Annotated in this window: 25 protein-coding genes and 1 tRNA gene; 15 read left to right on the top strand and 11 right to left on the bottom strand. The window is 58.1% G+C overall.

Translation table 11 applies throughout. The features are described from left to right. Positions 1 to 22: 22 nt before the first annotated feature. The 4 genes from pstA to phoR all read right to left on the bottom strand — a co-directional run bounded on the left by pstA (position 23) and on the right by phoR (position 5,623). Positions 23 to 1,345: a phosphate ABC transporter permease PstA gene (gene pstA / locus HRR99_RS01335; RefSeq protein ID WP_111839923.1), complete on the bottom strand. Its 1,323-nt coding sequence runs from the start codon at positions 1,343 to 1,345 to the stop codon at positions 23 to 25. Beyond that, complete coding sequence (pstC, locus tag HRR99_RS01330) at positions 1,342 to 2,826, bottom strand: phosphate ABC transporter permease subunit PstC (protein WP_233122493.1); 1,485 nt, start codon at positions 2,824 to 2,826, stop codon at positions 1,342 to 1,344. Before pstC ends, pstA begins: the two co-directional genes overlap by 4 nt. Before the next feature lie 274 nt (positions 2,827 to 3,100). Then, positions 3,101 to 4,135 carry a substrate-binding domain-containing protein gene (locus tag HRR99_RS01325; RefSeq protein WP_111839925.1) on the bottom strand — a complete coding sequence of 345 codons (1,035 nt, stop codon included), beginning with the start codon at positions 4,133 to 4,135 and terminating at the stop codon, positions 3,101 to 3,103. Between the two features lie 213 nt (positions 4,136 to 4,348). Next, a complete protein-coding gene (phoR, locus tag HRR99_RS01320) occupies positions 4,349 to 5,623 on the bottom strand; it encodes a phosphate regulon sensor histidine kinase PhoR (RefSeq protein WP_422387281.1) in 1,275 nt (424 codons plus the stop codon). Between the two features lie 194 nt (positions 5,624 to 5,817). Between phoR and ppk2 the strand changes: the two genes are divergently transcribed. Further along, entirely contained in the window at positions 5,818 to 6,702 is an 885-nt protein-coding gene (gene ppk2, locus HRR99_RS01315) for a polyphosphate kinase 2 (RefSeq protein ID WP_233122492.1), read from the top strand. 45 nt (positions 6,703 to 6,747) lie between these two features. Here ppk2 and HRR99_RS01310 read toward each other — a convergent pair whose 3' ends face one another. Then, positions 6,748 to 7,923 (bottom strand): hypothetical protein, encoded by a 1,176-nt coding sequence (locus HRR99_RS01310; protein WP_233122491.1) that lies wholly within the window; start codon positions 7,921 to 7,923, stop codon positions 6,748 to 6,750. A 324-nt stretch (positions 7,924 to 8,247) separates the two neighbouring features. Between HRR99_RS01310 and HRR99_RS01305 the strand changes: the two genes are divergently transcribed. The 4 genes from HRR99_RS01305 (at position 8,248) to HRR99_RS01290 (ending at position 10,238) form a co-directional block, all read left to right on the top strand. Next, on the top strand, positions 8,248 to 9,204 hold the full coding sequence (locus tag HRR99_RS01305; RefSeq protein WP_233122490.1) for an NAD(P)H-dependent flavin oxidoreductase: 957 nt from the start codon (positions 8,248 to 8,250) through the stop codon (positions 9,202 to 9,204). 125 nt (positions 9,205 to 9,329) lie between these two features. Then, a tRNA-Thr gene (locus HRR99_RS01300) sits at positions 9,330 to 9,405 on the top strand. Positions 9,406 to 9,552: 147 nt separating this feature from the next. Next, positions 9,553 to 9,849 carry a type II toxin-antitoxin system HigB family toxin gene (locus HRR99_RS01295; RefSeq protein WP_233122489.1) on the top strand — a complete coding sequence of 99 codons (297 nt, stop codon included), beginning with the start codon at positions 9,553 to 9,555 and terminating at the stop codon, positions 9,847 to 9,849. Next, a complete protein-coding gene (locus HRR99_RS01290; protein ID WP_233122488.1) occupies positions 9,849 to 10,238 on the top strand; it encodes a helix-turn-helix domain-containing protein in 390 nt (129 codons plus the stop codon). Before HRR99_RS01295 ends, HRR99_RS01290 begins: the two co-directional genes overlap by 1 nt. 15 nt (positions 10,239 to 10,253) lie before the next feature. Here the strand turns inward: HRR99_RS01290 and HRR99_RS01285 are convergent, their stop codons facing one another. Together HRR99_RS01285 and rhaI are read right to left on the bottom strand one after the other, a co-directional pair. Continuing rightward, complete coding sequence (locus HRR99_RS01285; protein WP_233122487.1) at positions 10,254 to 10,418, bottom strand: hypothetical protein; 165 nt, start codon at positions 10,416 to 10,418, stop codon at positions 10,254 to 10,256. Positions 10,419 to 10,561: 143 nt separating this feature from the next. Continuing rightward, positions 10,562 to 11,854, bottom strand: coding sequence for an L-rhamnose catabolism isomerase (gene rhaI, locus HRR99_RS01280; protein ID WP_233122486.1), 1,293 nt, complete (start codon positions 11,852 to 11,854; stop codon positions 10,562 to 10,564). Positions 11,855 to 11,945: 91 nt separating this feature from the next. On the opposite strand from rhaI, the gene HRR99_RS01275 reads away from it, so the two are divergent. Next, positions 11,946 to 12,104 carry a YqaE/Pmp3 family membrane protein gene (locus tag HRR99_RS01275; protein ID WP_042618061.1) on the top strand — a complete coding sequence of 53 codons (159 nt, stop codon included), beginning with the start codon at positions 11,946 to 11,948 and terminating at the stop codon, positions 12,102 to 12,104. Between the two features lie 18 nt (positions 12,105 to 12,122). Here the strand turns inward: HRR99_RS01275 and HRR99_RS01270 are convergent, their stop codons facing one another. Further along, on the bottom strand, positions 12,123 to 14,216 hold the full coding sequence (locus HRR99_RS01270; protein ID WP_233122485.1) for a bifunctional rhamnulose-1-phosphate aldolase/short-chain dehydrogenase: 2,094 nt from the start codon (positions 14,214 to 14,216) through the stop codon (positions 12,123 to 12,125). Between the two features lie 201 nt (positions 14,217 to 14,417). Here HRR99_RS01270 and HRR99_RS01265 point away from each other — a divergent pair, with 201 nt between their 5' ends. From HRR99_RS01265 to HRR99_RS01235, 7 genes are all read left to right on the top strand, one after another. Continuing rightward, positions 14,418 to 15,245, top strand: a complete 828-nt coding sequence (locus tag HRR99_RS01265; RefSeq protein WP_233122484.1) for a DeoR/GlpR family DNA-binding transcription regulator — start codon at positions 14,418 to 14,420, stop codon at positions 15,243 to 15,245. A 46-nt stretch (positions 15,246 to 15,291) separates the two neighbouring features. Next, positions 15,292 to 16,302 carry a rhamnose ABC transporter substrate-binding protein gene (gene rhaS / locus HRR99_RS01260; RefSeq protein WP_233122483.1) on the top strand — a complete coding sequence of 337 codons (1,011 nt, stop codon included), beginning with the start codon at positions 15,292 to 15,294 and terminating at the stop codon, positions 16,300 to 16,302. A 263-nt stretch (positions 16,303 to 16,565) separates the two neighbouring features. Further along, positions 16,566 to 18,062, top strand: coding sequence for a sugar ABC transporter ATP-binding protein (locus tag HRR99_RS01255; RefSeq protein ID WP_233123538.1), 1,497 nt, complete (start codon positions 16,566 to 16,568; stop codon positions 18,060 to 18,062). 13 nt (positions 18,063 to 18,075) lie between these two features. Next, entirely contained in the window at positions 18,076 to 19,077 is a 1,002-nt protein-coding gene (locus HRR99_RS01250) for an ABC transporter permease (RefSeq protein WP_233122482.1), read from the top strand. Beyond that, positions 19,074 to 20,081, top strand: coding sequence for an ABC transporter permease (locus tag HRR99_RS01245; RefSeq protein WP_233122481.1), 1,008 nt, complete (start codon positions 19,074 to 19,076; stop codon positions 20,079 to 20,081). Before HRR99_RS01250 ends, HRR99_RS01245 begins: the two co-directional genes overlap by 4 nt. Positions 20,082 to 20,084: 3 nt before the next feature. Continuing rightward, a complete protein-coding gene (gene rhaM / locus HRR99_RS01240; RefSeq protein ID WP_233122480.1) occupies positions 20,085 to 20,408 on the top strand; it encodes an L-rhamnose mutarotase in 324 nt (107 codons plus the stop codon). After that, a complete protein-coding gene (locus HRR99_RS01235; RefSeq protein ID WP_233122479.1) occupies positions 20,405 to 21,790 on the top strand; it encodes an FGGY-family carbohydrate kinase in 1,386 nt (461 codons plus the stop codon). The genes rhaM and HRR99_RS01235 overlap by 4 nt, the downstream gene beginning before the upstream one ends. Here the strand turns inward: HRR99_RS01235 and HRR99_RS01230 are convergent. From HRR99_RS01230 to HRR99_RS01220, 3 genes are all read right to left on the bottom strand, one after another. After that, on the bottom strand, positions 21,775 to 22,170 hold the full coding sequence (locus HRR99_RS01230; RefSeq protein ID WP_233122478.1) for a DUF2177 family protein: 396 nt from the start codon (positions 22,168 to 22,170) through the stop codon (positions 21,775 to 21,777). The two genes, HRR99_RS01235 and HRR99_RS01230, sit on opposite strands and share 16 nt — an antisense overlap. Positions 22,171 to 22,369: 199 nt before the next feature. After that, the gene (locus HRR99_RS01225; RefSeq protein WP_233122477.1) at positions 22,370 to 23,029 is read right to left on the bottom strand and encodes a ChrR family anti-sigma-E factor; all 660 of its coding nucleotides are present in this window, start codon (positions 23,027 to 23,029) and stop codon (positions 22,370 to 22,372) included. Then, positions 23,026 to 23,595 (bottom strand): sigma-70 family RNA polymerase sigma factor, encoded by a 570-nt coding sequence (locus HRR99_RS01220; protein ID WP_111840209.1) that lies wholly within the window; start codon positions 23,593 to 23,595, stop codon positions 23,026 to 23,028. The genes HRR99_RS01225 and HRR99_RS01220 overlap by 4 nt, the downstream gene beginning before the upstream one ends. A 227-nt stretch (positions 23,596 to 23,822) precedes the next feature. Between HRR99_RS01220 and HRR99_RS01215 the strand changes: the two genes are divergently transcribed. Together HRR99_RS01215 and HRR99_RS01210 are read left to right on the top strand one after the other, a co-directional pair. Then, positions 23,823 to 25,184, top strand: coding sequence for an NAD(P)/FAD-dependent oxidoreductase (locus tag HRR99_RS01215; protein WP_233122476.1), 1,362 nt, complete (start codon positions 23,823 to 23,825; stop codon positions 25,182 to 25,184). Then, a complete protein-coding gene (locus HRR99_RS01210; protein WP_233122475.1) occupies positions 25,181 to 26,014 on the top strand; it encodes a DUF1365 domain-containing protein in 834 nt (277 codons plus the stop codon). Before HRR99_RS01215 ends, HRR99_RS01210 begins: the two co-directional genes overlap by 4 nt. The last annotated feature ends 14 nt before the right edge of the window (positions 26,015 to 26,028 follow it).

Below are 26,028 nucleotides of genomic sequence, written 5' to 3'. Positions count from 1 at the left end.
AGACCGGTTTTTCAGGAAATGCTTACCAGCGACGCTCGAAGCGGCGGCGCAACAGGATTGCTCCAACATTCATGACGACGAGGAACATGAGCAGAATGATGATAGCGCCTGATGTTCTCTCGACAAAGGCACGTTCTGCTTCGTTCGCCCACATGTAGATCTGTACCGGCAGTGCCGTGGACGGGTCCATCGGCGTTGTCGGGTAATTTGCGACGAAGGCGACCATGCCGATGAGCAGCAGCGGTGCGGTTTCGCCTAGGGCATGCGCCAGACCGATGATGGTGCCGGTGAGAATTCCCGGCATGGCCAGTGGCAGCACGTGGTGGAAAATCGTCTGCATTTTCGATGCGCCAAGCCCAAGGGCCGCAGCACGGATGGATGGCGGTACGGCTTTCAGCGCCGCACGTGTGGCGATGATGATGGTCGGCAGCGTCATCAGCGTCAGGACCAGACCACCGACCAGCGAGGCCGAGCGCGGGAAGCCCATGAAGTTGATGAAGACCGACAGGCCGAGCAGACCGTAGACGATCGACGGAACGGCTGCGAGGTTGTTGATGTTGACCTCGATCAGGTCCGTCAGGCGGTTCTTCGGTGCGAATTCTTCCAGATAGATGGAAGCGGCGACACCGATGGGCAGGGACAGCACCAGAACGATCAGCATCATATAGAAGGAGCCGATCAGCGCCACGCCGACACCTGCGGCCTCTGGACGGCTGGATGCGCCGTTGAAGAAGATGCCGGTGTTGAACTCCTTGGCCAGTTGCCCCGCATCGGTCAGTTGCTTGACCCAGCCGAGCTGCTGGTCGGAGATGCGACGGTTCTGTTCGTTGACGGAAACATCGACCTGACCTTTGACCACGCTGTCGAGATCGCCGGATGCCAGAAGGGCAACGGTGCGCGTGGTACCGATGACGCTAGGATCGGCCACCACCAGATCGCGAAGCTGTCCTCGGATGCTGTCGGAGATCATCGCATTCACGGCCTTCAGGGCATCACGATCATCCAAGGACACGCCGAGTGCCTTTGCCACCGCATTGCGGGCAACCACGGGATAGTTCGCGGTCATCAGCTTGCCGGGGTTCTGGGCACGGACATTGTCGGGATCGATGATCTGCTGCGAGAACTCGACCGGAACGGTGATCATGGTCTGCTGGAACGCCGTGTAGCCTTTGCCGACGACGGACCAGAGAAGCAGGAACAGAAACAGCAGGCCGAAGGAGATGGCCGCCAGACCATAGGTCCGAAAGCGGCGCTCTGAGGCGTAACGGCGCTTGATGCCGATATCGCGACGGACCTTCTTCGTTGCGGCGGGGGCGATGACGCCCGGAGTAACGACCTCGGTCATTCGTACTGCTCCCGGTATTTGCGCACGATATAGAGCGCGTAGATATTGAGGCAAAGCGTGATGGCAAACAGGGTGATGCCAAGCGCAAAGGCAACCAGTGTCTGCGGCGACGTGAATTCAAGGTCGCCCGTCAACTGGCTGACGATCTTGACGGTGACCGTCGTCATCGGCTCGAACGGATCGATCTGAAGGCGTGCGGCAACACCGGCGGCCAGAACCACGATCATCGTTTCACCGATGGCGCGCGAAGCAGTCATCAGAATGGCGCCGACGATGCCGGGAAGAGCGGCAGGCAGGATGACCTTCTTGACCGTCTCGGAGCGTGTTGCACCCAGACCCAGCGAACCATCGCGCAGCGTGCGAGGAACGGCTGTGATGATGTCATCGGACAGCGAGGAGACGTAAGGGATCAACATGATACCCATGACGAAACCGGCGGTGATGACACTCTGCGCCTGAATGAAGTTAGTGTAATCGCCAGTCGTCAGGCCATTGATCTGCGAGGAGATGTCCCGCAGGAAGGGACCGACCGTTGTCAGCGCGAAGAAGCCGTAAACGATGGTGGGGATACCGGCCAGAACTTCCAGCAGCGGCTTTGCGACCGAGCGGAAGCGAGGGCTGGCATATTCCGCCATGTAGATGGCCGAGAACAGACCGACGGGAACGGCAACCAGCATGGCGACGAAGCCGATGTAAAGCGTGCCCGCCAAAAGTGGAATGAGACCGAACTGACCGGCACTGTCCGTCGAGCCCGCTGCGGCAAACCGCGGGTCCCAGACCGTTCCGAAGAAGAACTCCTGAGCCGGGACCATGTTGAAGAACTGGATGGCTTCCGTCAGCATCGACAATACGATGCCGATGGTGGTGAGGATGGCGATGGAAGAGGCCAGCAGCAGGGCTGCGAGAATGACCTTCTCGACATTGTTGCGCGCCCGGAACCGAGGTGCGATGCCGCGCATGGCGTAGAAGGCGCCAGCGAAGGCCGTGCCCAGCACGATGATGACCATGCCAAGGCGGCTGGCCGTCGTCATGGTATTGAGCGTTTCAGCCGCTTCGACCATGTAGGCTTCGGGATCGCCAGCAATGGCGACACCCTTGGAGCCGAGCAGCGGACGCAATTTGGCCGGATCGGCCTTTGCCTGGGCAGTTTCATCTGCCGTCAGCCGTTGAAGGCCGCGGGCGATGGAACCGACCATGCCGTAGCTGAGGCTCTGCTGCGCCTCGGACCGCGCCTTGATGTCTTCGGGAAACTCGCCCCGGACGGCTGCAGTGACGATCATGGGGCTGATGATGAGCCAGAGTGCTAAAATGAATGCGGCAGGCAGGACGGCCCATATGAGAACATAGGAACCATGATAACCGGCACGGGAATGCATGGAGGACGGACGACCGCCCGCCAGGGCGACAGCGCGGCGTGAACCCAGCACATAGCTGGTTATGCCGATCAGCGCCAATATCAGCAAAAGAATGGATGTGTTCATGAGACTTTCCTCGGCGCACCAGAAAGGGATGCGGTATCAGGCAGCTTTGTTACTTGCACATCGGATCATCGAAAAACCGCACCGAACTTCTTTCAGCTCGATGGCTTCGCGACAGTGCCGTCTTCCCTATTTTGGCTCAGGCATTCCGGGTTGATACATCATATGTATCGGCCGCTTGATCATGCGATAAATAGGAACTGTCAACCCACACAGCGCCTTGCCAACAGATAGATGGACGGAAGGCGCGACGATGTCGCCGCGCCTTCCAGACCTATTACATGATCTTGCCAGCTTCGAACTGAGCGCGGATTTCCTTGCGCTCGGCTTCAGGCGCCGCAACCAGACCGTAGTTGGACAGCGGCGAGTCAGGGCCGATCATCTCGTCGGAGGTGAAGAACTCGACATATTCCTTCAGACCAGGAATAACGCCGACATGTGCCTTCTTGACGTAGAAGAACAGCGGGCGAGACACAGGGTACTTGCCGCTTGCAACGGATTCAGTCGTTGGAACAACGCCGCTGACGGTTGCAACCTTCAGCTTGTCCTTGTTGTTTTCGTAGAATGCGAGGCCGAATACGCCGAGACCGGTCTTGTTGGCGTCGATGCGAGCGAGCGTCTCTGTGTAGTCGCCGTCGATGTCGACAGCAGCGCCGTCTTTACGAACAGCAACGCACTTTGCAGCAGCCTGCTTGGCGTCGGCAACGAGACCCTTGATCGCGTCGGTCGCACCAGCTTCCTTGCAGCCGTCAGCCATGATCTTCTCTTCGAAGACTTCGCGTGTACCGTGCTTGGAGCCTGGGATGTAGGCAGCGATGGCGACGTCAGGCAGTTCCTTGTTGATTTCCGACCACTTCTTGTAAGGGTTGGCAACCAGCTTGCCGTCCTTGACGACTTCAGCAGCGAGACCGAGGTAGAGGTCCTTTGGCTCGAGCTTCACGTCCTTGTTGGACTTGTCCATGGCGAAGACGATGCCGTCGTAACCGATCTTGACTTCCTGAACGTCGGTCACGCCTGCTGCCTTACAGGCTGCAAGTTCGTCGGCCTTGATTGGGCGCGAGGCGTTTGCAACGTCGATGGTGCCTTCACCAACGCCGGAGCAGAATGCCTTCAAGCCGCCGCCTGTGCCGCCGGACTCAACGACTGGAGCCTTGAAGTCAGGGAAAGTTTCAGCAAAAGTTTCAGCAACGATCTTTGCGTAAGGCAGAACCGTGGACGAGCCGGCAACCTGGATCTGGTCACGAGCAGATGCGGCACCCGCAAAGGCAACGGAGGCCACCAAGGCGGCGGCGGACAATTTTACGATATTCATGTAACTCTCCCGTATGGGGCCCGCATTGGGCTTTTATAGACGCTGCCGGCAGTAACTTTACCCTCTTGCCCAATCTGGGCTGCCCCGGCGGCCTCTTCTTAACCAGTCTTGCCACACCCTTTTATGTCATTTGGGTGAAAGATTTGTGACAGGTCAAGTATATGATTTTCAATATCTATTTTTATCCGCAATGCACGAGCAAAGCATTATGTGTCAAAATCTAACGGTGAAGTCCGTGCCGACCTCCAGTTCCGAGCGAATGATGAGGCGAGCCCGGTGTCTGGTGAGGATGTGCTTGACGATGGCAAGGCCTAAACCGGTGCCTTTTTTGGAGCGGCTGTCTGCGACACTGACCCGGTAAAACCGCTCTGTGAGACGCGGCACGTGCTCTGCCGGAATGCCCGGCCCCTTGTCCACGACGCTGACTTCGACGGGCTTTCCAGCGTCGGCGCGCAAGAAGACATCCACCACCTTGCCGTCCTGACCATATTTGCAGGCATTTTCGACGAGGTTCTGGAACACCTGCACCAGTTCGTCCCGGTCACCGGTCACTTCCACCTTGCCCTCGGGGATGTGCAAATTGATGCCGATCTCGAGATCTTCGGCCAGCGGCAGCAGCGAGTCCCGCACGTGGCCGAGGAGCGGCACGAGATCCACGCGTTGATCCGGGGCGATATTGGCGCGCAATTCCAGCCGCGACAGGGACATAAGATCATCCACGAGGCGGCTCATGCGGGTGGCCTGATCCAGCATGATGCCTAAAAACCGCTCCCGCGCCTTGGGATCATCGCGGGCCGGGCCCTGCATGGTTTCGATAAAGCCGCGCAAGGATGCCAGCGGCGTGCGCAGCTCATGGCTCGCATTCGCCACGAAATCGCTGCGCATGCGATCGATCCGGCGCAGTTCCGAAACATCGCGGAAAGACAGAATATAGATCGGCGCTCCAGCCTGCTCCTGGGTCGCGGCAGGCGCGATGCGGACGATGAAGACCCGCTCCGACGGAAGCCGTTCGGAATGTTCGACCTGATTGGGCTGACCGGTCGCGATGGTTTCCCTGATAACATCCAGCAGGCCCGGAGACCGCAAACGCCCCGATATATGCGAACCGACTGGCAGGGTGCCGAAAGCCCGGTCTGCGGCGCTGTTTTCAAACAGGACGCTGGCGTTGCGATCCAGAATGAAGACGGGCGTGTCGAGAACCGCGAGCCCGGAGCGCACCCCGGCAATCAGGCTTTCGCTGACCGCCTGCTCCTCGTCTACAACCGTCTCTGCCGCACGTTTCGTGACCTTGGCGACCTTGCCGGAGTTGACGGCAAGAATGGCCAGCACCGCGCCGACCCACAGCACCAGCGGTACATAGGGCGTGCGCAGTTCAGAAAGTGTGACGAGTGCCAGAAGGGTGACGACGGAAATGGGCAGCCAGCTGCGGCGAAGTCCATGCCAATATCTTGCCAGCGTGCTGCCGCTTTCCATCACCGCCATTGCCATCTGCTTTCCTCTGCCGCCGAAATCAGCGTATCGACCCTTTTATCGCTCTTTCATGACAGAGATTCATCACTGTGTCTTTTCCCACAGCTTGATCTTCCGGCACGCGCCGCGAAACGCACTATATTGAACTTCGGCACAGACTGTGAGTTGATGCAGACGAACCGCACGATGAACCCGCCACACAGGGAGCGATGATGAGCGAAAACGCCAAGGACCGTTCGGTCGAACTTCAAATCGGTGGGAAGACCCGCATCTTCAACATAGACGACCCGGTTTTGCCGGACTGGGTGGAAGAAAAGAAGCTGTCTGCGGGCGGCTTTCCCTATGACAAGAAGATGAACCGAGACGACTATGACAAGACGCTGGAAGCGTTGCAGATCGAGTTGGTGAAGGTGCAATACTGGCTACAGGCCACGGGCAGTCGCGTGCTTTCCGTCTTCGAAGGCCGTGATGCGGCGGGCAAAGGCGGTGCTATCTCGGTCGTCAAGGAATACCTCAACCCTCGCGCCGCACGCGTGGTTGCTCTGTCCAAACCAACTGAGACGGAGCGTGGGCAATGGTATTTCCAGCGCTACATCTCGCATTTTCCGACCGCTGGCGAAATCGTCATGTTCGACCGTTCATGGTACAACCGCGCGGGCGTGGAACCGGTCATGGGTTTCTGCACTCCTGACGAACACAAGCGCTTTCTCAAGGAAACGCCGCGTCTGGAAAAGATGGTGGAGCACGAGGGCACCTATCTGTTCAAGTTCTGGCTGGATATCGGTCGCGAAACCCAGATCGCGCGTTTTCACGACCGGCGGCACAGCCCGCTGAAGGCCTGGAAACTGTCCGATATGGACATCGCAGCGCTGACCAAGTGGGACGATTACACCGCCATGCGGGATTTGATGCTGGAAAAGACCCACATCGATGACGCGCCGTGGACTGTGATCCGCGCCAACGACAAGCGCCGCGCCCGCATCAACCTTATCCGTCACATTCTAAAAACGCTGGATTACGAGGGTAAAGACAAGAGTGTCATCGGCGATATCGACGAGAAAATTCTCGGATTTGGCCCTGATTTTCTGAAATCATGATATCAAGCCCTCACTCCCTGTCGATGCGGGGAGTGGGGCAGCATATCACTCGCCCGGCAGAATACGGACCGAGTAGAGATTGACCGGCAGTCCATTGCCATCGATATCGCTGTTGATGATGATGCGGCCCGGGCTATTGGGCGCGAGCGTGCGGTCGAATGCGACGTTGATCAGCATATCCGCCCGCTCCGGCGTTGCGGTGAAACGATGACGGGAGCAATCACCGAGGCTGCCGAAATCACAGCTGACGGAGAGCTGTGTCTGCCGGTCGCTGGAGGATTGCAGTGTAATCGAAATGGTGGAGGACTTGCCCGCCATTTCCTTCAGCACCTCCGCAGGCACGGTGATGCTGACATTGCCATCCACTTCGCCGACCCGCGATGTCAGGCGCACGGCCTTTCCGGCTGGCGTGGTGATGGGCTCTACCACCGAGAGCGACGCCGCCTGGATGCCGTTCGTGCCGCGCTCAGCGTTGAAGACATCTTCCCAGGCATCGGAAAAGCCGCGACCGGCCTCGACACTTGGCTGCGGCGTGGCTTCTGCGCCATTGAAATCTTCCGACTGCACCTCAGGAGGCGGGTTCGGCACGCCGGTGTCGCGTTCGCTCGGTGACAAAAGCAGGCCTGAACTATAGACCCACCAAGCGCCCAAGCCGATAAAGGCAAGCAAGGTAAAATAGATGAACAGCCGTGCGACAAGCCCCTTCTTGCGGCGCGCCTTGGCAGCACGTTCCGGTGTGAAGGCTAGCGATGATGCCGCATCTGTGCGCGGGTTTGACCGCGCATCCGGTGCGACCACGCCGCGCTCTGCTCTGATATCGCCAATATCATTGGAGGCGGGCTCGCTATCGTCGCGCTCACTGCGGATTTCGGCGTCCACCGGCAGCACGTCTTCTTGGTCGTAGTCTTCGCGGTTCTGTGCAGAGACCGTTGGCGTGACAGTCTGTATGGGCGGCGGAGCTGGTGCCCGTGCCGCTTCCCGGCGCACATGGTCTTCGACGACGCTCAAAAGACGGTTGCGCTCTTCGCTTTCAATGGCGTGAACCAGCGCCTCCAGCCGTTGACGCTGCTGCGCCACGGTTTCGGGATCGTCTATGCCCTGTTTGCGCAAGCCCGCTTCCAGCGCCTGACGCGAGGACTGGTAAATACGCGCCCGCACCTCGGCACTCGATCGGTCCGATTTTTCAAGGGCATTTCTGATTGCCGTTTCCAGTCCGCTCACTGTCGGTCCTTTGCTTTTCGTCGAAGAGGCGCTGCATTATCCACGCTGTCACTCAAGCAACAAGGCGCGCCGCCTTCGTTTACGATTCGGTAACCTCTCGTTTGCCCAACCGCAAGGGACGTGTTTCGCAATTATCGGAATGGCTTGGGGAAAACACGCCTCACGCAACGTCTAGACGTTCAAGTTAAGGCTATGAGCACTATCGCTTGGCCTGCGCTTCTTCAAAGGTTCCAACCGAAACCAGCACGCAATTTTCTGCTTTTCATATCGGATAGCCTTCGTTACATCTTACGTGCGCGTAAACGTAAGCCTGTGGGAGGAACCATGCTGCCATCCGTATTGAAAGACAATCTGAGACTGCCGGTGGTCGCCTCTCCGCTGTTCATCATTTCCCACCCGGAGCTGACGCTCGCGCAATGCAAGGCAGGTATCGTGGGGGCGTTTCCGGCGCTGAATGCGCGCCCTGAAAGCCAGCTGGACGAATGGCTGGCGATGATGACCGAGGATTTGGCGAGCTATAATGCTGCAAACCCTGAGACACCGGCAGCGCCCTTTGCCGTCAACCAGATCGTCCACACCTCCAACAAGCGGCTGGAGCATGATCTGGGTCTCTGCGTGAAATACAAGGTGCCGATCGTCATCTCCTCGCTGGGGGCTGTGCCGGAAGTGAATGCCGCGATCCATTCCTATGGCGGCATCGTGCTGCATGACGTCATCAACAACCGCCACGCCAATTCCGCCATCCGCAAGGGTGCGGACGGGCTGATTGCGGTGGCGACGGGTGCGGGCGGTCATGCGGGCACGCTTTCCCCCTTCGCGCTGGTTCAGGAAATCCGCGAATGGTTCGACGGCCCCCTGCTTCTGGCAGGCGCCATCGCCAATGGTGGCGCTATTCTCGCAGCCCAAGCCATGGGTGCCGACATGGCTTATATCGGCTCCCCCTTTATCGCCACGACGGAAGCGCGCGCGACCGATGCCTACAAGCAAGCCATTGTGGACGCCCAAGCCAACGACATCGTCTACTCCAACTATTTCACCGGCATTCACGGCAACTACATGAAAGCATCGATCATCGCAGCCGGTCTGGACCCAGATAACCTGCCGGAAGCAGACCCTTCCAAAATGGATTTCGGAGCAGCCACCAGTGGCGCGAAAGCCTGGAAAGACATCTGGGGCGCAGGTCAGGGCGTAGGCGCGGTGAAAGCCGTGCAGCCCGTTGCCGCCGTGGTCGAACGGCTCGCCCGGGAATACGACGCCGCCAAGGCCCGCATTCTGGCGTGATGGAGCTTGCGAGGGTTGGCGATACGGGATTTTTAGTCGAACCCGTATTCAAGGCTTGAAATCCATCCCCAATGCCTGTATCAGCCCGCCATACGCCGAGCCGAGACATATTCGGCGCTTGGCAAGCCGCTTTAGCTCAGGTGGTAGAGCACATCATTCGTAATGATGGGGTCGCAGGTTCGAGTCCTGCAAGCGGCACCAGTTTTTGTAACGGCACTCAATCTCATTTTACACCTTTTTATTGATATGCTTGCTGTGAAAGCTCAGCATTAAGCCGCGCCTACTTAAAGTCGCCAATTTGGTAATTTCCCGTTGTTCCCAAATTGGGAATGCCGTATAGTCTGCTTCATGCAGATCATCGCAAAGTCTACACTGAAGCTGTTTTGGGAGCGCCATGCTCAGGCCGAAACAGCATTGAAGACGTGGTATGCGATTGTCAGCAAGGCAGAGTGGAGCGGACCTTCAGACGTCAAGACAGCGTTTGGTTCAACGGTGGATTTCGTTTCGGATAACCGCATCATTTTCGACATTTCGGGCAACAAATATCGCCTGATTGTCCATGTCGCATATGCTTACAAACGCGTTTTGATCAACTTTGTCGGCACCCATAAAGACTACGACCAGATAGACCCGGAGACAGTGTAATGGACAATATTCGCGCCATCAAAACCGATGCTGATCTTGCCTGGGCCATTGCGGAGATCAGCCCTTATTTTGACAATCCGCCTGATCTCGGAACGCCTGATGCCGACAGGTTCGATGTGCTAGCTACGCTCATCGAAGCTTTTGAGAACAAGCATTATCACATCGACGCGCCTGAGCCGGTGGAATTGATCAAAACGCATATGGAGATGACTGGTCGGACTCAAGGTGATCTTGCCGCGCTTTTCGGTTCACGCTCGCGCGCCTCAGAAGTCCTGAACAGGAAACGCGCTCTTACCGTGGATATGATCCATAGGCTGCATAAGGAGTGGGGCATCCCGGCGGAATCTCTAGTGGAGCCGTATCATCTTTGCGAACGAAAATACGCATGACGAAAGCCGCAAGCATCACTGCTGCGGTTGAGCCGTCGTCCTCGGGATCAACGTCCCGTCCTGACTTTGTGGTGAAAGCTGCCTGTCGCCGTTGAGGAAGGCGATGCTCAGCACGATGCCCACGAGCACGCACAGCATTGCTACGAAAATCAGGCCGGATTTGTCTATTGGCTTCTTCATGCCTCGCTAACATAACCGTGAATGTGAAGATGATGGGGCGAAAAACACGTTTTTTTAACGGCGGACATATTTGGTTATGAAAGCGTGAAGGCACGCTGTTGCGTGCCTTCGTTTGTTAAGGTTTTCGGTGCGCGCGAATGGAGTTAGATGATGCCGCCGCTGCCGCCCTTCGATGCCGGGCGTTCGGCTGCCACCTTGGCACGGTAGCCGCTGGCGCGGTAGGTGGCGACGGGGTCGATGGCACCGTTTGATCTCTTCCGCGCTTCGGCCAGAATAGGCTCAACATCTGTGCGGTAAGCGCGTTTTAGGGTGTCGGATGCCATCAGCGCATCATTTTCCTGCTGGTATCCATCGAGTGCCACCCGGTCCACCAGAAGCGCCTGCGCATAGGCGCGGCGGATTTCGTTGGCGCTGGAGATGAGGCTTTCGATGGGGTCGGTTACATTGTGCGACTGGTCGATCATGTGGGCCGGGTGGAAGCCCTTGACGCCGCGGTGGTCGGCATCGACAAGCTCGTTGAAGACCAAAAACAGGCGGTAGGGATCGATGGAGCCTGCATCCAGATCGTCATCGCCATATTTGCTGTCATTGAAATGGAAGCCGCCGAGCTTGCCGAACTGGATCAGGCGGGCGACGATCATTTCGATGTTGGTGTTGGGCGCATGGTGGCCGAGATCCACGAGGCAGAAGGCCTTGTCGCCCAGCGTATTGGCGATGAGGTAGTTCGTGCCCCAATCCTGCACCACGGTCGAATAGAAGGCGGGCTCATACATCTTGTGTTCGGAAAAGATGCGCCAGTCATCCGGCAGCGCTTTGTAGATATCGGCCATGGCGGAGAGATACCGCTCGAAGCTTCTGGTAAAATTGCTCTGGCCGGGGAAGTTGGAGCCATCGCCAACCCACACCGTCAGCGCCTTGGAGCCGAGAGCATTGCCGATTTCGATACATTCGATGTTGTGATCGACAGCCTGCTGCCGCGTTGCCGAATCGGCATGGCTGAGCGAGCCGTATTTGTAGGAATGTTGCTGTCCCTCCGCATCCGAAAACGTGTTGGAGTTCATCGCATCAAAGCCGAGACCCAGCGCATCGGCATGGGCTCTCAGCGCCTTCGGGTCCTGTTTGTCCCAGGGAATATGCAGCGAGACGTTTGGCGTTGCTGCTGTCAGCTGGTTGATAACGGCGCAATCATCCAGCTTGTCGAAGATGCCGCGCGGCTCGCCCTTTCCGGGAAAGCGGGCAAAGCGCGTGCCGCCGGTGCCCACACCCCAGGACGGGACAGCCACGGAGAATTTCGACACCTGCTCGGTAATAGCTTCGATATCGATATTGCGCCGCGCCAGATGTTCGCCCAGCGCATCATAGTCTGACCCTTGGGCCGACTGGCGCTTTTCGTTCTCGCGCCCGACAATATCGGCGGCAATCTTCAGTTCAACCATGTGTTCCTCCCGGTCCGCGTCCTCGCATTTGAAACCAATCCGGCGTTTCCCACGTTATGGGGGCAGCAACAAACAGACGGGATATTCAATCGTGGACGTAATTCGTATTATTCTTGCCATTTTCCTGCCGCCGGTCGGCGTGTTCCTTCAGGTTGGCCTTGGCCTGCACTTCTGGCTCAACATCCTGCTGACGCTGTGCGGTTATATTCCCGGCATCATCCACGCCATCTGGGTTATCCTACGCAAGTAAGCCTGTTTTCACCCGCACTTAGCGGGTGAAACTTTGCGCATTGCCCGCATCGACATTGATGATGTTGCCGGTTGATTTGGCCGATGCATCCGATGTCAGGAAGTAGATCGCTTCCGCTATATCCTCCGGGAATACATTCAGCTTCAGCATGGAGCGATTGCGATAATGCTCTTCGAGATCGGTGACTTCGATCTTCGAGGAGGCAGCCCGCTGCTCCCGCCACTCACCATTCCAGATCTTTGAACCGCGCAGAACCGCGTCAGGATTGACCGTGTTGACACGGATGCCCGCGTCTGCACCTTCGAGCGCAAGGCAACGCGCCAGATGGATTTCGGCAGCCTTTGCCGTGCAATAGGCGGAAGCGTTTGGCGAAGAAGCCAGACCGTTCTTCGATGCTACGAAGACCACGTTGCCGCCGAGCTTCTGGCGACGGAACAGCCGGAAGGCTTCTCGTGAAACGAGGAAATAGCCGGTTGCCAGAATGTCGATGTTCTTGTTCCACATGGCAAGTGTGGTGTCTTCGACAGGCGCAGACGAGGCAATGCCGGCATTGGAGACGAGAATATCGATGCCGCCGAATTCAACGCTGGCCTGGGTAAAGGCTAACAGCACCGCGTCTTCTTTCGTCACATCAAGCTTGACGGTGCGCACGGCATCCGGGCTGAAACGCCTCTCGAAATCCGACTTGGTTGCTTCCAAAGCGCCTTCGTCAATATCGGCCAGCACCACGCAGGCACCTTCATTTGCCAGACGTTGCGCCGTCGCACGACCGATGCCACCGGCTCCGCCAGTGATGAAGGCGACGCGGCCAGCCAGGCTCTTCGGCTTTGGCATACGCTGAAGCTTCGCCTCTTCCAGCAGCCAATATTCGATATCGAAGGCTTCCTGCTCCGGCAGGCCGTGATAGTCCGAAACCGTGGAAGCGCCACGCATCACATTGATGGCGTTGACGTAAAACTCACCGGCAATGCGCGCGGTCGCCTTATCCTTGGCGAAGGACAGCAGACCGACGCCGGGAATGAGGAAGATCACCGGGTTGGGATCCCGAATCCCAGGCGAGTTGTCGTGCTTGCAGGTCTCGTAATATCTGACGTAATCGGCGCGATAATCGGCAAGCGCCTGATCAAGACCGCCAAGCAGCGCATCCACATCGGGATTTGCCGTATCGAGATCGAGGATCAACGGGCGGATCTTGGTGCGCAGGAAATGGTCCGGGCAGGATGTGCCGAGCGCACCCAGCGGCTTCAAATCCTTGGAATTGACGAATTCCAGCACGGCATCCTGATCGTCGAAATGACCGAGCTTGCGCTCATCACGACCGATCCGGCCACGAATTTCCGGCATCAGGCGGGCTGCGATGTCTCGGCGCTGTTCTGGTGAAAGGCTTTTGGCAACCGCACCACCGAAAATAGTCTTACCTTCCGTCTCCTTGGCAAACCAGGTGATGGCCTTGTTGATGATCTTCAGCGTCAGTTCGTAGCAGGCCTTGGCATCATTATCCCAGGTAAACAGGCCATGGCTTTCCAGAACCACGCCCTTGGCGGCGGGGTTGGCCTTGACGAAAGCTTCGAGGTCGAGACCCAGCTGGAAGCCGGGGCGGCGCCATGGCAGCCAGCCGATATCGGACCCGAAAATCCGCTGCGTCAGCTCTTTGGAGTTTTTCGAAGCGGCAATGGCGATGATTGCATCCGGGTGCATGTGATCGACGTGGGCAAACGGCACGAAACCGTGCAGCGGCGTATCGATGGAGGCGGCGCGCGGGTTGAGATTGAAGGTGCAATGGGGCAGGAAACCAACCATGCGGTCTTCGTCTTCCACGCCCTTATAAATGCTTTTCAAGGCTTCCAGCTTGTCGAGATAGAGCGTGGCAAAGCCATCCAGCTTGATGGTGCCTACATCGCCGCCGGAGCCCTTGACCCACATGACGCGGACCTTTTCGCCCGTCAGCGGGTCAGTTTCCAGAACCTTCGCAGAGGTGTTGCCGCCGCCATAATTGGTGATGCGCTTGTCTGCACCCAGGAGATTGGAGCGATAGAGCAGCTTGCCCGGCTCATCGAGTGTTGCCGCATAGGCATCATCCCAGCGGTTTTCGAGAAGACCCGTCTGGCCCATCGCAATATCCTCCCATGTCGTTTATCTGCAGACTTTCAAACCAGCCCGCCTCCCAATGCAGGCAGGTATCGCGCATTCAAAACGACAATGTCAATCAAAAACGATCATAAATTTTCATGCTGCATCGCACCATTGTTTATTTTGATCGAACTTGATTGACAACATCAGAACTTTACGAATAACTGACCATTAGGAGGACCCATGCACGAAAGCGAACGCCATCGCATCATCTTGAGCGCCATACAGGAAAAGCCTGTGGTGACGGTGCAGGATATTGCCGAATTGACGGACGCTTCCGAAGCGACGATCCGGCGCGATATCGCTTCCTTGCATGTTCAGGGAAAGCTGCGGCGGGTACGCGGCGGGGCAGAAGCAGTGCATCCACCACAGCTCGGCAATCTCGCGGCACGACCGTTTCGCGTGTCGGAATCGGTCAATATCGACAAGAAGCGATCAATTGCACGCAAAGCGGTGGATCTCTGTGAGGAAGGCGACGCCATTATCATCAATGGTGGCACCACGACATTCCAGATGGTGCATTACATGTTGGCCCGCCGTTTGCAGGTCATGACCAATTCCTTCGCCATTGCCGAACATCTGGTCAAGCATTCCAAGTGCAATGTCAGCGTTCCCGGCGGCGCGATCTACCGCGACCAGAGCCTGATATTGTCGCCCTTTGAAAACGACGCGATCCGCAATTTTTATGCGCGCAGGATCTTCATAGGCGCACAGGGTGTCGGCGCGCTTGGCATCATGGAGTCGGATGCGCTCGTCATTCAGAGCGAACAGAAATTGATGCGGCAGGCGGAAGAGCTGATCGTGATGATCGACTCCTCCAAGTTCCGCAAACGCTCAAGCCTTATCCTTTGCCCGCTGGAAAACGTGTCCACCATCATTACCGATGAGGGCATTTCAGACGAGGCAGCACGGATGGTGGAGGCGGCGGGCGTGACGTTGATCGTGGCCGGACCGGCAGCGGCGGCGCAGACGCGACCGCCAGACGAGGAGGATTCCGCTTCGGTTGCTTGAGGAGCACCGCAGCGGAGAATGAAGTTCAATCGGGAGGAGAACCAACATGAAACTGTCACGCAGAAGATTAAGCCAGGCCCTGGCACTCAGCGTTGCCATCGGCGTTGCCGGTTTTGGCGGCATGGCGCAGGCCGAAGACATCAAGATCGCGCTTGTCGTGAAATCGCTCGGCAACGGCTTCTTCGAAGCCGCCAACAAGGGCGCGCAGGAAGCGGCCAAGGAACTGGGCGGGGTCGAAATCATCTATACCGGCCCAACCACGACAACAGCCGAAGGGCAGATCGAGGTCATCAATTCGCTGATCGCGCAGGGCGTGGATGCCATCGCCATTTCCGCCAACGATCCGGACGCGGTCGTTCCAGCCCTCAAGAAGGCGGCACAGCGTGGCATCAAGGTTATCTCCTGGGATAGCGGTGTTGCACCGGCAGGCCGCATTCTCCAGCTCAACCCATCTTCCAACGCGCTGATCGGCAAGATGTGCCTGCAACTGGCGGCAGACCATCTGGAAGGCGGCAAGGGCGATTTCGCAATCCTCTCTGCCACCACGACATCCACGAACCAGAACATCTGGATCGAAGAGATGAAGAAGCAACTGAAGGACTTCCCCGGCCTTAACCTCGTCACGACAGTTTACGGTGACGACCTTGCCGACAAGAGCTACCGCGAAGCCCAGGGCCTTCTCACCTCGCAGCCCAATGTGAAGGTCATCGTCGCCCCCACCACGGTCGGCGTGCTGGCGGCATCGCAGGCGGTGAAGGATGCCGGCAAGATCGGCCAGGTCTTCGTCACCGGCCTCGGCCTTCCATCCGAAATGGCCGGTGCCATCAAGTCCGGCGCGACAAAGGAATTCGCCATCTGGAACCCCATTGACCTCGGCTATTCCGCCACCCAGATCGCCTACCGCCTCGTCAAGGGCGAAGCAGACGGCAAGGCCGGTTCGGAAATCGCAGCCGGACGCATGGGCAAGATCAAGGTCGGCGAGAACAGCGAAGCCGCGATGGCCGATCCCTTCGTCTACAACTCGTCCAATATCGATCAGTTCTCGAAGATTTTCTGATCTTTTGACGGTTCTCCCGGCGGCATTGGTCGGTGATCGCTGCCGGGGATCTCAAGTCGCATCCACATCCTCGACGTCATCCTCGGGCTTGTCCCGAGGATCTAACGAACCCCGACATCGAACGTGGTTAGATCCTCGGGACAAGCCCGAGGATGACGTCGAGGGTGTGGGGCGCCCCTGCTCAACAACGAGCGTTCGGAATTCTGACAATGACAATGGCTGTAGAGAAAATCACCGACGCGACAGCGCCACACGCACAAGCAATGGGAAGTTCAGCGCCCATTCTCGAAATGCGCGGCATCAGCCAGATATTCCCCGGCGTCAAAGCCTTGGATGCCGTCAACGTCCGCCTCTACCCCGGCAAGGTCACGGCCCTCATCGGTGAAAACGGTGCTGGAAAATCCACGCTCGTCAAAATCCTCACCGGTATTTACCGCCCCAATGAGGGCGAAATCCTGCTGGATGGTCAGCCCGTCACATTCCACAGCGCGCAGGATGCCATCGATGCCGGCGTGACTGCCATCCATCAGGAAACCGTGCTGTTTGACGAGCTTTCGGTGGGTGAAAACATCTTTCTCGGCCACGCGCCGAAGGGGCGCTTCGGGCTGATCGACTGGAAAACAATCAACGACAAATCCCGCGCTTTGCTGGAGCGGCTGGAAAGCAAGATCGATCCGACCATCCGGTTGAAAGACCTCTCCATCGCGCAGCGCCATCTGGTAGCGATTGCCCGTGCACTGTCTGTCGAAGCCCGCATCGTCATCATGGACGAGCCGACAGCCGCCCTTTCGCGCAAGGAAATCGACGATCTGTTCCGCATTGTCGAGAACCTGAAACGACAGGGCAAAGCCATCCTGTTCATCAGCCACAAATTCGATGAGGTCTATGAGATCGCCGAAAGCTATGCCGTGTTCCGTGATGGCAAGATGGTCGGTTCGGGTGACCTCAAGCAGACACCACAGGACGAAATCGTCAGGCTGATGGTGGGACGCGATGTGAAGGATGCCTTTCCCAAGCAGGCCGTCAACATCGGCACCACGACGCTCTCTGTCAAAAGCTATTGCCACGATACCGAGTTTCGCGACATTTCCTTCGATCTGCGCAAGGGCGAGATTCTCGGGCTTTACGGCCTGATTGGTGCCGGGCGTTCGGAGCTTTGCCAGTCGCTGTTCGGCATCACCCGCCCTGCATCCGGCACCTTGACGCTGGATGGTCAGCAGATTTCCATTCGCAGCCCGCAAGACGCGATTCATGCTGGCATCGTCTATGTGCCGGAAGAGCGCGGGCGGCACGGGCTGGCGCTCGAACTGCCGATCTATCAGAACATGTCGCTGCCATCGCTGGCGCGCACATCCCGCAAGGGGTTTCTGGCCGCTGCCAATGAATTTGCGCTCGCCCGCAAATATGCCTCGCGTCTGGATCTGCGCGCCGCCGCCCTGTCGGTGCCAGTCGGTACGCTCTCGGGCGGCAACCAGCAGAAGGTGGTCATCGGCAAGTGGCTGGCCACCCAGCCCAAGGTCATCATTCTGGACGAGCCGACCAAGGGCATCGATATCGGCTCCAAGGCCGCAGTCCACGGCTTCATCAGCGAGCTTGCCGCCGAGGGACTGTCGATCATCATGATTTCATCCGAACTGCCGGAAATTCTGGGCATGTCGGACCGCGCCATCGTCATGCGCGAAGGTCTGATGGCGGGCGTGTTCGAACGACCAGATTTTTCCGCCGAAAAGCTGGTGCGCGCTGCCACAGGAAACGCGTGAGAGGACCAACGCCATGAAAAGACTATTGAAAAATCGCGAATGGCTGCTGGCAGGCATCATCATCACCTTGATCGCGGGCTTCTCCATGCGTTCCCCCGGTTTCGAGCGCCCGGCCAATCTCGTCAATATCTTCAATGACACGTCGATCCTCATCATTCTGGCGCTGGGCCAGATGGCGGTGATCCTGACGAAATCCATCGATCTCTCTGTTGCCGCCAACCTTGCCTTTACCGGCATGGCCGTGGCGATGACCAATGCCGCTTTTCCCTCGATACCCCTGCCCTTCCTCATTGCCATGGCGGTTGTCATCGGCGCACTTCTTGGCTCGATCAACGGCATTCTTGTCTGGTGGCTGGGCCTGCCTTCCATCGTGGTCACACTGGGAACGCTGACCATCTATCGTGGCATGGCCTTTGTTCTCTCCGGTGGCGCATGGATCAACGCACACCAGATGTCGCCGACGTTCCTGAATATTCCACGCACGCCGATTTTTGGAATGCCTGTTCTATCCTGGGTCGCCGTCCTCATCATTGCGGGCGCATGGCTAGTCCTAACCCGCACCTCCTTCGGGCGTTCCGCCTATGCCTCGGGCGGCAATCCGGGCGCTGCGGTCTATGCGGGCATCGATGTCGGCCGCACGCGCTTTCTGGCCTTTGTACTTTCGGGTGCTTTGGCGGGGTTGGCGAGCTACCTCTGGGTGTCGCGCTACGCCGTGGCCTATGTCGATATCGCATCCGGTTTCGAACTGGATAGCGTCGCCGCAAACGTCATCGGCGGCATTTCGATTGCGGGTGGCATCGGCTCGGTTGCCGGTGCGGTGCTGGGGGCTCTGTTTCTCGGTGTCATCAAGAATGCGCTGCCCGTCATCGGCATTTCGCCCTTTGCGCAGATGGCAATTTCAGGCGTCGTCATCGTGCTTGCCGTGGTGTTCAACGCCCGCGCCGAAGCCAAAAAGGGCCGCATCATTCTGCGCGACAGGGCCAGGACCGAAATCACCAAGGAGGCTTCGGCATGAGCGTGATAGCACCCGACACCGCAACGCCGCGCGTCATTCCAGACAAGCTCGGTACGCCGTTCAAGCGCATCATGGCCAGTTGGGAAGTGCTGCTTCTGGGCGTGGCGATCCTGATCTTCGTCGTCAATTCCTTCGCATCGCCTTACTTTCTCGATGCCTATAACCTCTCGGACGCCACCTTCAACTTTACCGAAAAGGCGCTGATCGCCTTCGCCATGGCGCTTTTGATCATCGCCGGTGAAATCGATCTTTCGGTCGCCGCCATCATCGCGCTCGCCTCCACCGTCATGGGTTATGCGGTGCAGATGGGTGTGGGCACGCCGGGCCTTGTGGCGCTCGGCATCGGCACCGGCCTCGCCTGCGGTGCTTTCAACGGCTTTCTGGTGGCGGGTTTGCGGCTGCCCTCCATCGTCGTCACCATCGGCACGATGAGCCTGTTTCGTGGCATTTCCTATCTGGTGCTGGGCGATCAGGCCTTCGGCAAATACCCGGAAAGCTTTGCCTATTTCGGACAGGGTTACGTGTTCTGGGTTATCTCCTTTGAATTCGTGCTGTTCGTCGTCATGGCCGTCCTCTTCGCCATTCTGCTGCATGCCACCAATTTCGGGCGTCAGGTCTTCGTCATCGGTACCAACTCCTTTGCCGCGCGCTTTTCCGGCATTCCGGTGGAACGGGTGAAGTTCATCCTGTTCCTGCTGACGGGCCTTATGAGCGGCATCGCTGCCGTCTGCCTTACCTCCCGCCTCGGCTCCACCCGCCCCTCCATCGCGCAAGGCTGGGAGCTGGAAGTGGTGACGATGGTGGTGCTGGGTGGCGTTTCCATTCTGGGCGGTTCCGGCACCATCGGCGGGGTGGTCATTGCAGCCTTCGTCACGGGCCTCGTCACCTTCGGGCTTGGTCTCTTGAACGTGCCCGGCATCGTCATGTCCATCTTCGTCGGGCTTCTCCTCATCATCACCATCGCCATTCCCATCGTCGTGCGCCGTCTGCGGGCCATGAGGTAGACCATGTCAGAACTCGAAAAACACGCCTTCAAGATGAAGCTCTTTCCCGGCATGGAAGCGGAGTACCGGAAACGCCATGACGAGATCTGGCCGGAACTGGTCACGCTTCTGCACGAGGCAGGCGTCAGCGATTATTCCATTCATCTCGACCCGGAAACTAACATCCTGTTTGGCGTTTTGACCCGTCCTGCGAACCACGGCATGGCATCGCTACCCGACCATCCGGTGATGAAACGCTGGTGGGCGCATATGGCCGACATCATGGACAGCCATCAGGATAATTCCCCTGTTGCGACCGACCTCGTGACGTTGTTTCACCTGCCATGACCATCAAGAATGTCGCCGTCATCGATATCGGCAAGACGCACGCCAAGCTGATCGTGGTCGATGGCGAGAGCGGCGAGGAAATTGCGTCGCGCAAGATCGCCAACAGGGTTCTGAGCGCCCCGCCCTACCCGCATTACGATATCGAGACGCTGTGGAGTTTCATCATCGAGGGACTGGCGGCTTTTCACGAGCAGCCCGGATATCAGGCGATATCCATCACCACCCATGGGGCGAGTGTCGCTCTACTGAATAGTAAGGGCGATTTGGCGCTGCCGGTTCTGGATTACGAACACAGCTACCCCGACGACATTCAAAGAGCTTATGCCGGTCTGCGCCCGCCCTTTGAGGAAACCTTCTCACCGGCGCTTCCCATGGGGCTGAATGTCGGGGCGCAACTGCACTACCAGAAGACGGCCTTTCCCGACGCCTTCACCGAAGTCACTGATATCCTGACCTACCCGCAATATTGGGCCTACCGGCTGACCGGCGTGAAGGCCAATGAGGCGACATCGCTGGGCTGCCACACGGATCTCTGGCAGCCGGGCAAATCAACATTTTCGAGCCTGCCGGATCGCTTGGGCATCGCCAATCTGCTCGCGCTGGTGCGTTCTGCTTTCGATGTGTTGGGAACGGTGTTACCTGATATAGCGGCGAGGATCGGCATCGATGGCGAGATGCCGGTCTATTGCGGCCTTCACGATTCCAATGCATCGCTGCTGCCGCATCTGATGGTGCGCAAAGGTCCGTTTTCGGTCGTGTCGACCGGGACATGGGTCATCTGCTTTGGCGTCGGCGCGCCATTGGAAACGCTTGACTCGGCGCGCGATACGCTGGTCAATGTCGATGCGTTCGGCAAGCCAGTGCCTTCGGCGCGTTTCATGGGTGGGCGGGAATTCGAGATGCTGACGGTGGGTCTTACCCCGCCGAGCGAGGCTGAGTGTGGCGCGGCACTGGAGGCCGTTCTGGCAGATGACATTCTCTATCTGCCTAATGCGGCGGAAGGTTCTGGGCCCTATCCCGGTGGCAAGGGCCACTGGCTGAACGAACCAAGAGGCGAAGCGGAGCGCTATGTCGCAGCAAGTCTCTATGCGGCGATGATGACGGCCTCTTGTCTTGCGCTGGTTGGCAATGCACAAACGACCATCGTGGAAGGTCCGTTCGGGAGCAATGGCATTTACACGCAGGCGCTGACAGCAGTAACCGGATCGGATGTCCTGGTGACCGATAGCAACAGCCCGTCTGGCACGGCGCTCGGGGCTGCGCTGCTTGCGATCAGGAATGCGCCGCGACAATCCTATCACGCCGTTGAAGCGCTTCAAGGCGTCTTGGATTACTACAGCAAATGGCGGAAGATCGTGGAAACCGATTACGCCACGGCCTGAACAAGCCAGAAACCGCCGACAGCGGCGAGGCCGGTCAGGAAGGTTCCCCAAAGAATATCAGCCACACAAATGCGCCATGACCAGCCCTTCAAAGTGGAAAGATTGGTCATATCATAGGTGCCATAGGCAAAGCAGCCGAGGATCGCGCCGGAGGTGAGCGCCGTGCTCCATCCGCCGCCATTCAATGCAGGGAGAACGGCGAAATAGACGATGCCGGCGATATAAAAGAGGTAGAAGATGCCAGCGGCAGCGAAATTGGGTTTTGGTAGCAGAAGCGGGCCGATCTCGCGCTTGTAAAAGCCGGATGCCTTCGACAACCAGATGAAATCCAGTCCAAAAAAGACGATGGCCGTGCCGATATAGGCGACGAGAAGCTGCATGCTTTTGTTTCCTTAATGGGCTGGCGAATTCCAGAGCAGCGCTACTGCGCTTATTCCTGTACTTGTGGCTAAAACGCGTCTGCACGGCAAAAAGACTATCCTCAACCTAAGGACTTGGGCTGGCTGGATTGACGGGCGCGGGAATGAGGTCATTGCGGGTCACGCGATTTTTTCTCCTGCGACCCGCCTGACTTCCTAATTATATTCCCAGAACCGGCTGAACCAACCGAACCAGCCAACTCTTGAACTTCAACGGCGCGTCGGTGACGGCAAGACAGATACAGTCTTCGCCTTCGCCCGCAATTGGCTGGTGCGTCAGATCCTCGTCGGCCTCTTCGAAATCGCCACGGCGGAAGACATCGTTTCCATCCTTGAAATAGCCCGAGAGCACGACCGTGAGTTCACGCCCGCCATGGGTATGTTCAGGCACCGGCTTTCCCGCCGGGATGCGCAGCAGGCGAACATTGGCCTCGCCATCACGCGTGCGAATGGGGAAGTGGTAGGCGCCGGGGCCAAGTTGCTTCCATTTCAGCGCATCCACATCGCCACCTGCATAGGACCGCAGCGGTTCCGGCAGCACGGCGCCGTCATGTGTCTGAGCTGCGGGCGGGGACGACACAGTTGTTGCATCCGCCTTCAGGAGCTTGCGTATCTTCTGCCACTGATCTTCGGACACTTCATCGACGGGTGTGATATCGCTGAGCAGCGCGCCGCCGGTCATCTCAAGTGCTTCCAGCCGCTGGCGGCTTTCGGGACACAGGGCGAGATGCGTCGATACCGCAAGGCTCCAGCTTTCGCCGAGACTTCCCGATGCGTAATCCAGCAGCAATTCGTCGCTAACCTTGTGATTTACCCTCATGAGCGTGACTCCAGCGCGGTGCGAAGCTTGGCAAAGGCAAGACGGATGCGAGACTTGACCGTGCCGATGGGCAGACCAAGTTGCTGTGCGATAGTGCTGTGGGAGGCCTCATCGAAAAAAGAGCGTTTCAACAGATCGAGCTGTTCCTGCGGCAGTTGCGCCAGCGCCCGGTGCAGACGTTCGGCATCCTGTACCTCTTCCATCTGCGTATCGGCGGCGGGCGCATCGTCTTTCACAAAGGCCGGGTCGTTGATATCGAATTCCGGGCGCTTGTCCTTGCGGTGCGCATCGATCCTCAGATTTCGAGCTATTCTGAATATCCAGGCCGAGACGTTGCCGCGGGCCGGATCGAAAAGAGCGGCCTTGTTCCAGACCGTCATCATTGTTTCCTGCATCAGCTCCTCAGCGGCCTGTGCATCGCGCACTTGCCGTAACATATAAATCCGCACGCGCGGTCCGTAATAGCGGAACAGCACTTCGAACGCTTCGACGCTGCGCTCGCCAGCCACGGCCTTGATCAGCGCCGGACATTGATTTTCGATGTCGTCCTTGACGGTATTGCTCATGCGGATCGGCTTCACTCCGCTTCCATGCGACTTGCCAACCACCGGATTGTTCCGAGGGCGGCTCATATACTGGCACGCAGGGCCCGTTATGGAAACGTTTATTGTCATGAATCCGATTACGCCACGGTGCTGAAATCGGATCACCGACAATAAAAATTATGCCGCAAGCAATCCAGTCGGCGACCTGCCCCGTAAATGCTGATAAGACAAATGCGGAACCGAACGTCATGGACTTTCAGACAGGCACCAGCAACCGATCTCAGAGAAAACGGATTGCCGTGATCGGTTCGGGCATTTCGGGCCTTTCCGCCGCATGGTTGCTGGATCAGAGCGCCGACGTGACGCTGTTCGAGGCGGATAACCGTCTGGGTGGCCACGCCAATACCGTCTCGGTCGATCTGCCGGGCAAAGACACGATTGCCGTCGATACCGGTTTCATCGTCTATAACGAGCGGAATTATCCTAACCTCGTCGCCATCTTCAAGCATCTGGGCGTGGAAACCACCGCCTCCGACATGTCTTTTGCGGCATCGATTTCCGGCGGCAGGCTGGAATATTCGGGGTCCAACATTTCAGGCCTGTTCGGGCAGAGGTCCAACCTGTTGCGCCCGCGTTTCTGGCGGATGGTGCGCGATGTGATGCGCTTTTATAAGACAGCGCCTAATCTACTGAACGATGGCTCGCTGGAAGGCGTCAGCCTCGGTGACTATCTCGACCAGAACAATTATTCGCAAAGCTTCATAGACGATCATCTGCTGCCGATGGGCGCGGCCATCTGGTCGACCACGGCTTCCGACATGCGTGCCTACCCGCTTCAGGCCTTCATACGCTTCTTCGTCAATCATGGCCTCGTGCAACTGGCAGATCGTCCGCAGTGGCGCACGGTAAAGGGCGGCAGTCGCGAATATGTTTCGCGCATCAAGGCGCAGTTCAAGGGCACCGTCGTCGTCAACAGCCAGATCGCAGCGATACGGCGTGATGGGGATGGCGTGAAACTTCTCGACCGCTCCGGCCTGATGTCCGCCTTCGATGATGTCGTCATTGCCACCCATTCTGACCAAGCACTGGCGCTGCTGGGCGATGCCGATAGCGATGAGCGCGCGGTGCTGGGTGCCTTTGAGTATACGCGCAACACTGCCGTTCTTCATTCCGACATCAACCTCATGCCGAAACGTCGCAATGTCTGGTCCAGCTGGAATTATCTGAGCGAGCCGGGCTCGCTCGGTACCGAACAGCTGTGCGTGACCTACTGGATGAATCGCCTGCAGAATATTGACGACGCAACGCCTTTATTCGTGACGCTGAACCCGTCGCGTCCGATCGATCCTGCCAAGCTGATCCGCACATTCGATTACGCGCATCCGCTGTTCGACACCAAGGCGCTGGAGGCACAGAAGCTGCTGTGGAGCCTGCAGGGCCGTCGCAACACCTGGTTCTGCGGCGCGCATTTCGGCAGCGGTTTCCACGAGGACGGGCTGCAATCGGGCCTCGCCGTTGCCGAGGCGCTGGGTGGCGTCAAGCGCCCTTGGACGGTCGAAAACGAGTCGGGGCGCATCCTCCTCACCCCGGAAAAGGTGCTGGCGCAATGAGCTTCCGTTCCGCCATTTATGCCGGACACGTCGTGCATGCGCGCCACCGCCCGCATGCCCACAAAATGCGCTACCGCGTGTTTTCCATGCTTTTGGACCTCGATGAACTCAACGTTCTGGACAAGGGCCTGCGGCTGTTCGGTTATAACAGCGGAGCCGTCTTCAGCTTCCACGACAAAGACCACGGCGTTGGCGAGACGGGTCGCTTGAAGGAATGGGTCGCGCAGCATCTGGCCGATGCGGACATCGCACTTGCGCCCGAGGCATTGCGGGTGGACATGCTGTGTTACCCGCGGATTTTCGGGTATGTGTTCAATCCGCTGACGGTCTATTTCTGTTACGACCGGCAGGATGAGCGGCTGGTGGCCATTCTCTACGAAGTGCGCAACACCTTTCACGAACGCCACACCTATGTCATTCCCACGGATGCCGATCAGCCCGGAACGGTGCGACATTCCTGCGCCAAGGAAATGTATGTTTCGCCCTTCGTGCCGATGGAATGCAGCTATGATTTCCGCATCCAGCCGCCGGATGAGGCGGTTCTGGTTGCCATCAACGAGCAGGATCGCGATGGCGATCTGCTGTTTGCTTCCTTTTCCGGCAAGCGCCGCACCCTTGATGACAGGGCTTTGTTGAGCGCACTTTTAACCTATCCGTTGATGACCCTGAAGATCATGGGCGCGATCCACTGGGAAGCGCTGCTGCTTTGGGCAAAAGGCAATCCGATTTATCGACACAAGGCTGCACGCAACCGCATTGCCAGTTCCATCAAGGGAAAGAGCGCTGTTGCGGGCGCACCATCAGGAGGAATGAAAGATGAGCCACGCTGAACAGGAGACCAGCC

The organism is Agrobacterium vaccinii (assembly GCF_021310995.1).
In the GTDB taxonomy this organism is placed as follows: domain Bacteria; phylum Pseudomonadota; class Alphaproteobacteria; order Rhizobiales; family Rhizobiaceae; genus Agrobacterium; species Agrobacterium vaccinii.
Note: the sequence above shows the minus strand (reverse complement) of the source record. Positions and strands in the feature narration are given on the sequence as shown.